Source organism: Nitrosomonas europaea (assembly GCF_900167395.1).
In the GTDB taxonomy this organism is placed as follows: domain Bacteria; phylum Pseudomonadota; class Gammaproteobacteria; order Burkholderiales; family Nitrosomonadaceae; genus Nitrosomonas; species Nitrosomonas europaea.
In genome coordinates this window covers 1-11931 of record NZ_FUWK01000001.1, presented here as the reverse complement: position 1 = coordinate 11931, position 11931 = coordinate 1, and the positions used below count along the sequence as shown (strand labels likewise).

The 11931-nt window shown below is 49.9% G+C and carries 15 protein-coding genes; 1 reads left to right on the top strand and 14 read right to left on the bottom strand.

The annotated features are described in order from the left end of the window. Positions 1 to 3 precede the first annotated feature (3 nt). From csm3 to B5D58_RS14280, 13 genes are all read right to left on the bottom strand, one after another. Entirely contained in the window at positions 4 to 720 is a 717-nt protein-coding gene (csm3, locus tag B5D58_RS00065; protein ID WP_011110773.1) for a type III-A CRISPR-associated RAMP protein Csm3, read from the bottom strand. Positions 721 to 783: 63 nt separating this feature from the next. After that, the gene (gene csm2, locus B5D58_RS00060; protein ID WP_011110774.1) at positions 784 to 1170 is read right to left on the bottom strand and encodes a type III-A CRISPR-associated protein Csm2; all 387 of its coding nucleotides are present in this window, start codon (positions 1168 to 1170) and stop codon (positions 784 to 786) included. Positions 1171 to 1252: 82 nt separating this feature from the next. After that, positions 1253 to 3805, bottom strand: a complete 2553-nt coding sequence (cas10, locus tag B5D58_RS00055; protein WP_011110775.1) for a type III-A CRISPR-associated protein Cas10/Csm1 — start codon at positions 3803 to 3805, stop codon at positions 1253 to 1255. A 417-nt stretch (positions 3806 to 4222) separates the two neighbouring features. After that, positions 4223 to 5011, bottom strand: a complete 789-nt coding sequence (locus B5D58_RS00050) for a TonB-dependent receptor (RefSeq protein ID WP_158297451.1) — start codon at positions 5009 to 5011, stop codon at positions 4223 to 4225. After that, on the bottom strand, positions 4998 to 6137 hold the full coding sequence (locus tag B5D58_RS00045; RefSeq protein WP_050731218.1) for a TonB-dependent receptor: 1140 nt from the start codon (positions 6135 to 6137) through the stop codon (positions 4998 to 5000). The genes B5D58_RS00050 and B5D58_RS00045 overlap by 14 nt, the downstream gene beginning before the upstream one ends. A gap of 14 nt (positions 6138 to 6151) precedes the next feature. Next, positions 6152 to 6685, bottom strand: coding sequence for an STN domain-containing protein (locus B5D58_RS00040; protein ID WP_050731219.1), 534 nt, complete (start codon positions 6683 to 6685; stop codon positions 6152 to 6154). A 130-nt stretch (positions 6686 to 6815) separates the two neighbouring features. Beyond that, positions 6816 to 7865 (bottom strand): FecR domain-containing protein, encoded by a 1050-nt coding sequence (locus B5D58_RS00035; protein WP_011110776.1) that lies wholly within the window; start codon positions 7863 to 7865, stop codon positions 6816 to 6818. Next, positions 7866 to 8375, bottom strand: a complete 510-nt coding sequence (locus B5D58_RS00030) for a sigma-70 family RNA polymerase sigma factor (RefSeq protein WP_041356291.1) — start codon at positions 8373 to 8375, stop codon at positions 7866 to 7868. A gap of 549 nt (positions 8376 to 8924) precedes the next feature. After that, positions 8925 to 9245, bottom strand: a complete 321-nt coding sequence (locus B5D58_RS00025; protein WP_011110778.1) for a BON domain-containing protein — start codon at positions 9243 to 9245, stop codon at positions 8925 to 8927. Positions 9246 to 9359: 114 nt separating this feature from the next. Then, the gene (locus tag B5D58_RS00020) at positions 9360 to 9533 is read right to left on the bottom strand and encodes a DUF1328 family protein (protein ID WP_041356921.1); all 174 of its coding nucleotides are present in this window, start codon (positions 9531 to 9533) and stop codon (positions 9360 to 9362) included. Positions 9534 to 9783: 250 nt separating this feature from the next. Continuing rightward, on the bottom strand, positions 9784 to 9903 hold the full coding sequence (locus B5D58_RS14535; RefSeq protein WP_459543571.1) for a CsbD family protein: 120 nt from the start codon (positions 9901 to 9903) through the stop codon (positions 9784 to 9786). Between the two features lie 51 nt (positions 9904 to 9954). Then, positions 9955 to 10311 (bottom strand): BON domain-containing protein, encoded by a 357-nt coding sequence (locus B5D58_RS00015; protein ID WP_011110781.1) that lies wholly within the window; start codon positions 10309 to 10311, stop codon positions 9955 to 9957. A 68-nt stretch (positions 10312 to 10379) separates the two neighbouring features. Then, complete coding sequence (locus B5D58_RS14280; protein WP_256335796.1) at positions 10380 to 10502, bottom strand: hypothetical protein; 123 nt, start codon at positions 10500 to 10502, stop codon at positions 10380 to 10382. A 147-nt stretch (positions 10503 to 10649) separates the two neighbouring features. Here B5D58_RS14280 and B5D58_RS00010 point away from each other — a divergent pair, with 147 nt between their 5' ends. Further along, the gene (locus B5D58_RS00010) at positions 10650 to 11624 is read left to right on the top strand and encodes a PAS domain-containing protein (RefSeq protein ID WP_050731220.1); all 975 of its coding nucleotides are present in this window, start codon (positions 10650 to 10652) and stop codon (positions 11622 to 11624) included. On the opposite strand, the gene B5D58_RS00005 is transcribed toward B5D58_RS00010, so the two are convergent. Beyond that, positions 11603 to 11931: IS1595 family transposase (locus tag B5D58_RS00005; protein WP_143779538.1), on the bottom strand; the 329-nt coding region annotated here is incomplete at its 5' end. The genes B5D58_RS00010 and B5D58_RS00005 overlap by 22 nt on opposite strands.

The window sequence follows — 11931 nt, the reverse complement described above, 5'->3', positions numbered from 1 at the left end:
ATTTCAGGCCGTTTGGTTGAATGGGGTGATAGCGTGGAACTGTTCCATTAAGTCCGTGCCGTCGAGCTTCAGCTCCGCAAATTTGATCTTGCCGTAACCGCGCGAACCGGAACCGCCGAGGCTATCCAGCTCCAGCAGTCGCAGACCAAGCAGCACGGTGTTGAGCAGATCATCTCCTTCCAATACTTTGAGCGTGAGGGTGAAATCAAAGCGCGCTCCAGCGATTACTCGCTCGATAAAGCGAGGGTGCTCAGCTGTACCCGCGATACGGTTGATGGAGTTCTCCGATTTGACTTCGGTCGTCAGCAGGTGACGGGAATCGGCTGCTTCCTTTTTCCAGTCACCATTCAACGGACAATCCCAGAAAGCAAGGCGAGTGGGACCAATATTTTTGACGAGCTGATCTTCTGCCTTGTCCGGCGCACCACCAAACAGTTTGATGACATCGCGCCCGGCTGAATTATTTTCATCCTGGGCGAGATGTTTGAACGAATAGGGTGCGCCTCCCGTTGCTACTACCAGCCCATGCCGCCATTCCAGCAGACTGCGAATTTTGCCTTTCAGCGATGAACCGGGGATATAAGGCTGATCGGTGAGCGGATCCTTGACCACAGGGCTGTCGGTACCGCCGATACGCATTTCGCTGTCGCCCGCGCCGATATGCAGTCCGGATTTGAGGATGAGGGTGCCGGTGATTTTATGGATGGTATCAAGTTGCATGGTGAGTTCCTTTCAGGCTGCAAATAATCGAAAAAACGGAAATGTCATGGTTGGCAGCGTTATCTAGCCGCGAATTGCCTTGAGAAACCCGATCATGGCTTCAAAGTGCAGCCGGAAATGATTCAAAGTGCGTGGCCCGTCAATCTGCTTGATGCAGTCGCGTAACCATTGAACGAATTCTCTGGTTACAAGATTGCGGCCTTGCGCATAGGCAGCCTTGGCATTGAGCATGTGGATAAAGGCTGCGTAATCCCTGAATTTTTGCTCATCTGTACCAATGCGCTCCTGCCAACCAACCAGTTCATCGTAGAAACGCCGGATTTGAGTCGATTTATTTTTGCCTGAATCGCGCCCGTTTTTAGCGCTTTCATCAAGGTACTTTGCGATAGCTTCCGCATCTTCGGAAAAAAGCGTGGCTGGGGGCGGGCTGGTTTTCAGGTCAGGTGTCATTTTGTGATCTCCGGATGTTGTCGATAGTAGGTGTTGATAATAAATGGCTGCCCGGTTTGATTGCCGGACGGCAAGCTTGCCGTCATTGTCGCTGACGGTACAGCAGCACCGAAACCGGGAGACGGTAAGCACCACGGTATTGTTTCAAGGCTTCGCCACATTCGCGGGCGAGTGCTTTACCAACCATTTGCTGATTTTTTGGCAGCCGGGCACAGCGATACGCCAGGCGTGAACGCCACAAAGCATCTTCCGGGCGACGATCATCTCTTTTGGGATCATCACGTTCCGCCTGGTCGGATAACAGCAGCAGGTTGTAAATAAAACCGGTGGATAACCCCCCCGCTTCACTGATCAACCGTTCCAGTGCATCACGACGCTCCTTCATGAGTGTTCGCCATTCTGCCCAGCCAACGGTAACACCCCACAAGCTGACGGCATTCTTTCCATAGTGCTGTTTGGCGGCATTCAGACCGGATTCAGCCGCAACGGCAAGCTGGCGTGCTGGTATTTTTGGTTGGGTCATAACAGCACCCAGCGAAAAGGTGATGTCATCACGCACCACATAACGTGCGAATGCCTTGCGCATGGCACCCGCCAGTTCAAGTGTGGATTCCCAAGGGCCGATCAGAAAAAAATCGTCACCACCGGCAAATACCGTGTAAGTGTTGCGAAAGCGTCTGTTCTCGCCATGGGCGCAGTACCACGGCAGCCACAGCGCAAAAAAGGCGTTGACCTGACGCGAGAGTGAAGCCCAGCGCGCAAAAGTCGGTTCTGCAAGGCCGCTCTGAAATAGCGCCCCGAGGTTGTCGATATCGCCCTTGAGCGTGACCAGCGCGATTTCGTTATTACTGCCGGCAGCAATAGAGTGAAGAGTTTTGAGTTTTCCTGGCGAAGTATCGCCTAGATCTTCCTGACTGAGACGCTTATAAGCTGGATCATCTTTCTTCTCATTTTCGTCCCAAATCGGCACATAACTGTTAACAAAACGTCGGGCATAACCGTGAAAGCAGGTACCATTCTTATCAGGCAGATCAAAATCCCAGGCGCGTACCAGTTCCCCCTGTTCGGCCAGTTTGCCGTAATGGCCGGAAGCATCCGCTTCATTGACAAATATCAGGCGATAACCGAAGTAATCCAGATCGAGTGGCTTTTTGAAGCTGTCAGCTGTGTTTAATACCAGCAGTCGTGCATGTTTGGTGAGCGCTTCGCCGATGACGATCTGGTCACGTGACAGCGCACAGGAGGCCGATTTGTCCCCCTCTGCTGCACAATCGGCCGGATACCGCCCGTGATAGTCACAAGGTCCGTCGGCAAAAGAAACATCACGCACCGCAGCGGTGTTGCCACACAGATCAAAACGCCGGTGCTTGGCAACATCCAGCGCCCCGAACAGCTTTTGTGTAAGCGTTCTAAATCTATCACTTCGCAGATCGTTGCAACTGGCGGAGGTAGAAGCAATCCCCACACTGATCTCGCCATAGGTGTGCTGCAAACACCATTGATCGAAACTGCGCCGACAGGTTTCTACTGCCTCGCGCGCTGAAGGCGTATTAGGTGCGACGATAAGAAATTTACCGGCAGCATTGATAATCTGACTGGTTGACGGTAATTGCAGGGTTTCCAGCAGCTTGAGTGCCGCCATTTCCGCCAGCAGTGCCACTTGAAAAGAGCGACCGCGCAACAGCTTGTGGGCGTGTTTTTGTGTTTGTGCGCCCTGCGCAAAAATGAAGTTCTGAATACCGAAAAAATCACCCTGGATCAGCAGCAATTTTTGTTCATCCCAGTCAGGGCGTTCCGAATCGCTCAGTTTTGCCAGGGCATCGGCACCGGTGTTACCGGTTTCCTCGTGCCAGCGCCACAGGGCAGCAGCCAGCGCAGCCACTGCCTTGCTATGGTCATAGAGGGAAACATCCGGCACCACGCCCCGATTGGTCGCTGAAGGAATCGCCTGGGTAAAGGTTAGCCAGGCGGAATCGAAATGATCCAGCCATAACGGCCAGTTGCTGCGGTGTGACTTTGGGATAGATTCCAGTGCTTGCAAAAATTGTTCCCACAGCGCGGCATACTCGGCTTGTGCTGTTTTATTTTCATTCGGCTCAATGACAGCGCGTTTGTCAGGAAAAATAGCTTCTGGCCCAAGTGCCCGCAAGGGGTAGGCATGCTTGAACTGGCCGACAGGAGCTTGTGCGTTGATTTTGATCTGCTCGAACAAACTGATCATCCGCGCCTGAAAGCGGTTTTTATGCTGTGGTGTTTCTCCTTCTGCATCAGCGTTGTATTCATCAAACTTTGTGCGTTCGAAACCGGAAGCAGCCCGGTCAGCCGTGGCAATGATCCACTGCAACAGTGTTCCCGGTTTATGGTGCGCTGCTGCGGCATTGGCCATGCTATCGGTAATATCGGCACCGCTGGTACGGCCGGAAAAAGGAGCAACATCTCCTCGCAGAAGATCAGGCGCGTATTTTTCCACGACATCCCACATGCCGCCGGTGTGGGCAGCATGTGAATATCTGTAGAGCGTGGTCAGCGCAGCGAGATCACCGTTAACCGGCTGGCCAGTTCGTTCGTGAAATTTTCCCAGATCGTGTAGCAGCGCTGCGAATGCAACGCGGCAGGATGATTGAAGCAGCGACATATAAAATTATTCCGGAAGATTTAATGATGCTGATTGTGTATCAGTCATCTGGTAACAGATACAACGGCAAGCTTGCCGAACGAATTGAATGTACCTGTCAATGACGGTACGTTTCCAGGATCATCAAATTATATGCCCATGGGCAGGCGGGCTTATGAAACAGATATTTGCGGGTTGATATCTTCTCGGCGTGAGACACGTTTGCAGGAAACTGGTAATACCATATTTCCTATGTTTGAACACTCGTCTGGAATAGACGTATTTTAGTCAAGAGGGAGGAGGGGTAGAGATCAGGTCCGTCTTGGCTATTGAGGCTGTTCGTGATGTAGGTCACCTTTTTCCAGCCTGACCATGAAGCCGGACAGTTCATTGCGAGTTTGATGGTTCCCACGCGAAGCGTGGGAACCATCAATTGTGTTAAAAATCAACGGTTGCTGAAACCAAGAAGACTCGGGGATCACTCAAGGTAAGTTGACCGAAAGCATTCGCATCCCAGTAGTTTTTACCGAGTACATTATTAATATTTGCACGCAGGGTGATGAGTTTGCCATTGGATCGTTCAAACATATATCGGGCGCCCATATCCAATCGTGTCCAGTCAGGGATTTTTTGAGTGTTGCCCGCATTGAGATACATGGGGCCATTGTGAGTGACTCGACCGAACAAGGTAAATCCTGTGAAGAAAGGTGTATCCCATTCCGCACCGAGCACTAGCCGCCATTTGGGAACGGCAGGTCCTCGATTGCCATCGTTGATGCCATTCTGTGTTCTAGTCAATTCAGAATCGATATAGGCCGCACCCCCTAGCAGGCGTACACCTCTGATTACTTCACCAAAGACGTTGAAATCCACCCCGCGGTGACGTTGTTTACCATGGACGCCAAAGACATTAGTGGCAGGGTCGATAATGCCGCTAGGCTGGGCAACCTGATAAAGTGCCAAAGTAGTGGCAATGTGACCGAAGTCTATCTTGGTACCAACTTCGTATTGCTGGGTTACGAAGGGTGCGAAAACTTCCCCGGCATTGGCCGCTGTCAACGGTGCGGTAGGACCCTGTTGCAAGCCTTGTATATAGTTCGCGTATAGTGACACCTGCTGCCAGGGTTTGACCACCAGACCAACCATTGGCGTTATCTTGTCTTCTTTATAACTGGAAGTGATAGCACCGGTATTCCTGTTAAAGCCAGTGGAGTCAATTTTCTGCAAGCGTGCAATCAGCCAGCGCTATACTGGATAGCGTCAAATCCTGCATTTTCCGCGCATCGCCCGGACCCGGCTGTAAAGATGGATCTGGTTTGGGCCCGAATGTTGGATGGTAGATGTTCGACGCCGGGTAAGCTAAGGGCGCGGGCACACTAATTCGTCTCCATTCTCTGTCGAGAGTCGTATAAACTAGAATCGTTTGATGTTGCACCACACCCGTCGTAAAGCGCCCTTGCAACCCAGTTTCCAGCGTCCATGCGTACATCTTATCAGCCGATAGGCCGACACCACTAGAACCAGCCATCAGATTACCGTGTGCATCGATAATGGTTCGATTGGTCAAGATATAGCGCGTGCTGCGCTCGCTGCCGCCCACAGCAACAAATCCAGTTAAATAGCTGGTCAAATCATATTCTCCACGAAACGTACCATATAGAACTTCTGGATTGCTGAAATCATAAGGGCCATCGTAATTGTTACGAGTACCAGGTGCTTTGGGAATTGGCACGCCCGCAGCAACTGTCGTGTAGTCGCGGATGCCTTGCAAATTCTGATACTGATAGCCAAAGTCTGTAGATAAACGCAGGCGCTTACCCCGATAATCAAGACCAATTGCTGCTAAGGCAGATTCCCGTGATTGATAATTGATAGGAGTATTACCATTTCGATATACGCCATTGAGGCGCACACCGAATTGTTTGTCTGAGCCATAGCGTCGGCCGATATCGACATGCCCGCCGAACTGGGAATCGGAAATATAGCTAGCAGTGAACTGGGTTAGCGGCTGGTTGCCCGCCCGCTTGGGGATCATATTGATTACGCCGCCCACGCTACCATTCGGAGTGACACCATTAAGCAGAGCATTCGGACCCTTAAGTATTTCGACACGTTCGATGGATTCAGCCATCATGGAATTGAAAAAGGAGGGAGTGACACCTGCCATGCCATTGAACAGTAGATCCGTATTCCCGACATAAAAGCCGCGGATGCTGAAATCATCCGCCCCTGTGGACGTGGATCCATTTGCATGAGCGGTTGGATCATTATTCAGGATATCAGCGACATGATGCACCTGCTGATTCTGTATTAATTCCGCCGTGTAGCTCGTTTGATTGAATGGTGTGTCCATGATGTCTCGATTGCCTAAAATTCCGAGTCGCCCCCTCTTGCCACCTGTCCCCCCACATAGGGTTGGGGCAGACCTCCCGTCTGTCCGCTATCGGCAGCCACCGTGATCTCCGGTAGTATTGTTGCGTTTCCTTCTGCTGCACTTGCTTTCGACAGTTTATGCAAGCTGTATTTTCCATTGGTATCTCGTACTGCATACAGGTTACTTCCGGCCAGTAATCGATCCAGCCCTTCCTGGAGTGTATAGCTGCCCTGTAATCCCGTACTTTGCAGGCCAGCAGTCGTATCCGGCGAGAAGGTAAGCAGGATGCCCGCTTCACGGCCAAAATGGTTAAGCACTGTTTCCAGCGAACCGGCAGCGATGTGATAGGTTTTGCGGGAAGGGGTAACAGCGGGAACGTTCCGGGCGGGTGTTTCGGCAGCCTGAACGCTATCAGGCGGCAGAAGGATCGTAAGGGTGGTCAATGTATGGCAGATAATACTTGCCCATACAATGCCTGGTAAATGCCTTTCACAGAAAACATAGAAATGATTATGCGGATGATTCATGTTCCGATTCCTGTCGGGTTAAATGAAGCGAGTTAAAAAAGAGGTACTCGTTTCCTATGTCCCGCGAGAATCGAAAAAAGACCACTTAACAGGAAAATTTTTTCAGGCAGATGGAGGTATCTGAGGTAACTTACGATGCAGGCCTTACTGTTACCCAATAGCGCGTGAAGTACTGGATCTTTACAGGCAAGGTGGTTTGCAGCGCATCCAGAATATCCTCCGGGTCGGTGAGGGGATAGGTGCCGGAAACGCGCAGATCGGCTACGGCCGGATCGCAGTTGAGTTTGCCGGGACGATGGCGATCCAGTTCAGCCAGAAAATCAGCCAGCCGCATACTGCTGGCGATGATCATGCCATTACTCCACGCGGTGCTCGTGTCATCAGCCGGGTGTATTTCATGAATACCCTGATTGCTGAAATCGACTTGCTCTCCGGCCTGCACGATATGCCGGTAGTTGATATCCTGGCGCAGCCGGATTTCGACCGCTCCCTCGAATACGCTCAGGCGATTCGACGTTGTCTGCTGATGAATGGTGAAGCGAGTGCCAAGCGGACGCAGTTCGCTTTGAGCGATTTCAACGATGAAAGGACGCACAATCGATGCGCTATCCTGATTTGTGGTAACCAGAATTTCACCACGTACCAATTGCAGTCGGCGTTCATTTGCCGTGAACCGGATATTGATGGCGGTATCGGTATTGAGAACGACGCGGCTGCCATCAGCAAGTGTGATGTTGCGCCGTTGACCGATATGAGTGCGTTCATCGGCTGTCCATGCCCGCCAGGGAATTTTTTCATCAGCCCACCAGCCGGTACTACCAGCGAACAATATGACGACCAGTGTCTTGATGATCTGGCGACGCTTAAGGGAACGACGTGGCGTCAAAACAGCTTTGGCAACAGCTGAACCAAGCGGTGAAGTCAGCCCGTTGAAGCGGGTATTGACTGTCTCGATATGTTGCCAGGCAAGTTTGTGATCGGGATGTGCCGCCAGCCATCGCTGAAATGCTTCATGGGTGGCTTCGTCGTGATCAGCCGCTTGTAGTTCGACTAACCATTCCACTGCGCACTGGGCAATCTGCGGTGAAATATCAGCTACATTCCGAGTGACGGCTGGCTGAATACCGGGAGCCTCTGCCTTGTTTTCAGAATGGTGATCAGCCTCGTTATCGAGATGCATTCAATCGATTACCAGTGCAAAGTAGCATTGTGCACCGGCTTTGATCAGATAGCGTTTAACGGTCGTAATCGAAATATTCAATTCAGCCGCAATCTCGGCATGACTCATGCCATCCAACTGAGCATATAAAAAAGCACGTTTGACCGGTAGTGGTAAACGATTCAGCAGATGATCGATTTCCAGGAGTGTTTCCAGCAGAATGGCGCATTCTTCGGCTGAAAGAACTGAAGCCTCGGGATGCTGTACAAGCATCTCAAAATAGGCTTGCTCGATCTGCTTACGTCGCCAGTGATTCGCCAGAACCCGTTGTGCGACCGTAGTCAGAAAAGCGCGTGGTTCCTGAATGAGAATTGGCTCTTCCCGTGTGAGCAGGCGCATAAAGGTATCGTGCGCGAGATCAGCCGCCTGATGAGAACACCCGAGTTTTTTGCGTAACCAACCATGGAGCCAGCCGTGATGGTCCTGATACAGCTCGGTAATCGAGTCAGAATGGATGGGATTAACGCTCAAAGCAGGCTCCAGCAAGTATTTCATTGATCATCAAAGTAAACCCATCGATATGACGAAAGGCTATACTCCAAGCATCACGGGTATCCAGAATATCCATCAGAGAATCTGTACAAAACTTCGATAATGATTCTCATTATATATGGTCGGATAGTAGTTTCAATGTAATCTTGCTGGTTTGGGAAACCCGTACTTGTCTACAACATAGCAGTCATCCCGGTTCTGTTCGTAGCCCTAAGGAACCTCTGAAAAACTACCTGCGTTGCCATTTCTGCGTTAAAAATCGGCTTAAAATGCTCATTTATTACGTATAAACTCCGCTTTTTCGCAGATTTTTGCCTTGAACTGACTATCTCGTCGACGTTTTTCAGAGATTCCCTAAAGACCAAAATATTGGGCAAGAAGCCAAGATCATCATAAGCGCTGCAAGCGAAAAATCCATGAACCGGCCCTTTACTAGCAGTAATGCTGCGAGCACGCTATACAGCAAAACAGCAATGATCATGTTGTGCGGAGCTACTACTCCGCGATTTTGTCAAGCGCTGGCGCTCGTCAAGGCTTCACTACCAGGTTGTTATGTACTCTGGTGACACCCTTGACAGTACGCGCCAGCTCGCCTGCACGGTTTTTTTCCGCTTGTGATTTGGTAAATCCGGACAGTTGCACTTCACCACCTTCTATGGTTTTGACGTTGATATTGGCTGCTGAAGTGCCGGGATCATTTGCCAACTTGGCTTTAACCTCTGTCGTGATAATCGAGCCATCTACATATTCACCCACGGACTCCTGGTGCCGTGCGACTGAACAGCTGGAAACCATTACCATGGAAGCGCTGGCGATGACCACGATTGCAATTGCACGAGATATCATCATGATATTTCTCCTTTATAAAAGTGTATGGTTTGAGTCAGGTAGTTTATGCAACATACATTTAGAAAAATATCGCACTTTTCAATGATAGTCACCTGGCATTTTATATTTTCTGTGTCAAGCTACCACCCCAATGCCGAGAAGCCCGAGAACAAGCAACACAAGCGTAATAAGCGCGAACAGGAAAAATAGAAATTTTGCGATTGATGCCGTGCCGGCACTGGTGCTTCTGAAACCAAATACACCCGAAATGAATGAAATGATCGCGAAGATGATGGCCCATTTGAGCATTTGTTTGCTCCTGGTCTTGATTGAGAATTCGGTCTGATTCATTGCCAGACTGAGAGCTTCAAATAAAACCGAAAAATTCTGGATATGCGTGGTGATCAAAAATGATGGCGTAATGCAGCATTATGTTTCTCTGGTTTCCATCACGATTACAACATTACCTGGGTTATGGTTTGTGCCAGGTACACAAAACAGCATGTTGCACGAAATACACCGGTATTGATGTATTTCGTGCTTGCCAACAGCATTAGCCTTACAGCGAGTCGTGAAACTTTTTGACCTGTTTCCTGGCTTCATCATGAGCAATGCCGTAGCGCTCCTTGATTTTTCCTGCCAATTGCTTCCACTGACCCTTGATTCTGTCTTCGTTCATTTTTGACTCCTTTTTATTCAGGTTAAAAATAAACAACTGCTGCCAGTCTGATTAATCGGCTGTGGTGGTATTCACTGTCAGGCCGGAGATATCTACCTGCTTGACATCTTTGACGCTCTTGGCAACTTCCTCGGCTTTCTTGATCAGCATTTCGTTTGGTTGTGTACCAGTGAGTATAACTACGCCATTAACTGTCTCGACTGATATATCACCACTTTTGATCCCTTCGGCGATGGCCAGCTCTGCTTTGACCTTGGTAGTAATCATCGTATCATTCAACGGCTGATTGCTTTCCGGAGATCCGCTGTCAATAGTAGGCACCCCCGTAGATTGTGCGGTTGCTACTTCAGTACCAAGTATCAACAAGGCCATTGCAGTAATGATTGAAAGTAAAGTTTTGATTTTCATGATAGTTCTCCTTGTCCTGTTCTATCAAAAATTAGAGCTGGCCAGCAGTTTTTCAGCTTATGCACAAGTCAGCTATGTTTATCGATCAGACATACCTGCTTATCGTACTTTTGCTGTATGTGACTACTGAACACCTGCATGGGATAGCCAGGCGTGCGGTAGTACGCTACTACTTCATTGACTGGCCGCATTCATTAGATCATGGCACTATGCAGACAAGTAAGATTCAAATTTACTGAATAATGTAGTATTTCTATACCATTATCATTTCTCTTATCATTTTGTGATTGAGTATGGAAACCTCGGGTTCTGGTAGAGATTTGCCTTGCAGGGGGCGTATGGATACAAAACAGAACAAGCCGGATACCGGTCGGGAACAGCTTCAGCAACTCATCTCACATCTGGTTGAGGGAGTTCTCCTGATTGATCCGAGTGGCAAGATTACCTGGGCTAACAAGGCTGCACTTGCCATGCATGGTTGTGAGCAGCTTGCAGAACTTGGAGTAACTGCTGCCCAGTACCATAAGCGCTTTGTGCTGATGTACCTGAATCACCATAAACTTGCTGCCAGACAATATCCGGTGGCGCGTGCCGTCTCAGGCGAGGAATTCGATGATGTCAGGGTGGAACTGACGCTACGCCGGAAAAACTCCGATTTCCGTCGTGTGCTTGTCATGCGCAGTGTGCTGTTCACAGGAGCGCATGATGAAGTCGAGGCTGTGGCCATCGTGATCAGGGATGAGACCGAACAAGTCAATGCTGAAGGGCGTTTTGAACGCGCTTTTGCGGTCAATCCTGCACCTGCGGTGGTTTGCCGGTTGTCGGATACCCGATACATCAAAGTGAACCGTGGTTTCCTGAGAATGACGGGTTACAGCAGTGATCAGGTCATTGATAAATCGTTGTACGAATTGGATGTTTTGCGTGAAGCTGAATATCGCGAACAGGCGATCCAATCACTTCAGCAGGGTGAACCCATTGCGCAACAGGAGGCGATATTGCGTGTGCAAGGGGGAATCGACAAATTCGTGATTGTGGCTGGTCAACCGATCGAAGTCGCCAATGAAGCATGCATGATGTTTACCTTTATCGATCTGGATGCATGTAAGCAGGCCGAGGAGTCTCTGAAACGCAGCGAAGAGGGTTTTTCCAAGGCATTCGACCTGGCTCCGATCCCGATGATGGTTTGCGTCGAGCCAGTATGGCGCGTGATAGCGGTCAATGCTGCTTTTGAATCGGTTACGGGGTACAGGAACGAGGAAATTCAGGGTAAGACCGTGGTTGAAATTGGCTATGTATTCGTTAACAGTTGAAACTGATTTTCCCGGCCGAGAGCGGCTTGCAGTGGGACAATAGGTGAACTGAGATTTTCCTGTTGATCGAGCCACCTGAACCATCCGAGGTAATTTTCCAGATACCGGGTAGCAACGCCATGGAATCGTTTCATCCATTGTTTGAGCCGGCTGTGGTAAGCGTTAACGTTCTGAATATGATAGACACCAGCGATGACTCGAACCCCGGCAGCAAGATTGACGGGACGATGGGTGATTCCAAGACTGCGGGCCACGGATCGATAAACAGCCGCACCATCGCTGCAGAAAATGACATCTTTTTCCAGAA

Excerpts from the sequence above, each read along its gene's own strand:
- csm3 (WP_011110773.1), bottom strand. The coding sequence starts at position 720 with ATGCAACTTGATACCATCCATAAAATCACCGGCACCCTCATCCTCAAA.
- csm2 (WP_011110774.1), bottom strand. The coding sequence starts at position 1,170 with ATGACACCTGACCTGAAAACCAGCCCGCCCCCAGCCACGCTTTTTTCC.
- cas10 (WP_011110775.1), bottom strand. The coding sequence starts at position 3,805 with ATGTCGCTGCTTCAATCATCCTGCCGCGTTGCATTCGCAGCGCTGCTA.
- B5D58_RS00045 (WP_050731218.1), bottom strand. The coding sequence starts at position 6,137 with ATGGACACACCATTCAATCAAACGAGCTACACGGCGGAATTAATACAG.
- B5D58_RS00040 (WP_050731219.1), bottom strand. The coding sequence starts at position 6,685 with ATGAATCATCCGCATAATCATTTCTATGTTTTCTGTGAAAGGCATTTA.
- B5D58_RS00035 (WP_011110776.1), bottom strand. The coding sequence starts at position 7,865 with ATGCATCTCGATAACGAGGCTGATCACCATTCTGAAAACAAGGCAGAG.
- B5D58_RS00025 (WP_011110778.1), bottom strand. The coding sequence starts at position 9,245 with ATGATGATATCTCGTGCAATTGCAATCGTGGTCATCGCCAGCGCTTCC.
- B5D58_RS00020 (WP_041356921.1), bottom strand. The coding sequence starts at position 9,533 with ATGCTCAAATGGGCCATCATCTTCGCGATCATTTCATTCATTTCGGGT.
- B5D58_RS14535 (WP_459543571.1), bottom strand. The coding sequence starts at position 9,903 with ATGAACGAAGACAGAATCAAGGGTCAGTGGAAGCAATTGGCAGGAAAA.
- B5D58_RS00015 (WP_011110781.1), bottom strand. The coding sequence starts at position 10,311 with ATGAAAATCAAAACTTTACTTTCAATCATTACTGCAATGGCCTTGTTG.
- B5D58_RS14280 (WP_256335796.1), bottom strand. The coding sequence starts at position 10,502 with ATGCGGCCAGTCAATGAAGTAGTAGCGTACTACCGCACGCCTGGCTAT.
- B5D58_RS00010 (WP_050731220.1), top strand. The coding sequence starts at position 10,650 with ATGGATACAAAACAGAACAAGCCGGATACCGGTCGGGAACAGCTTCAG.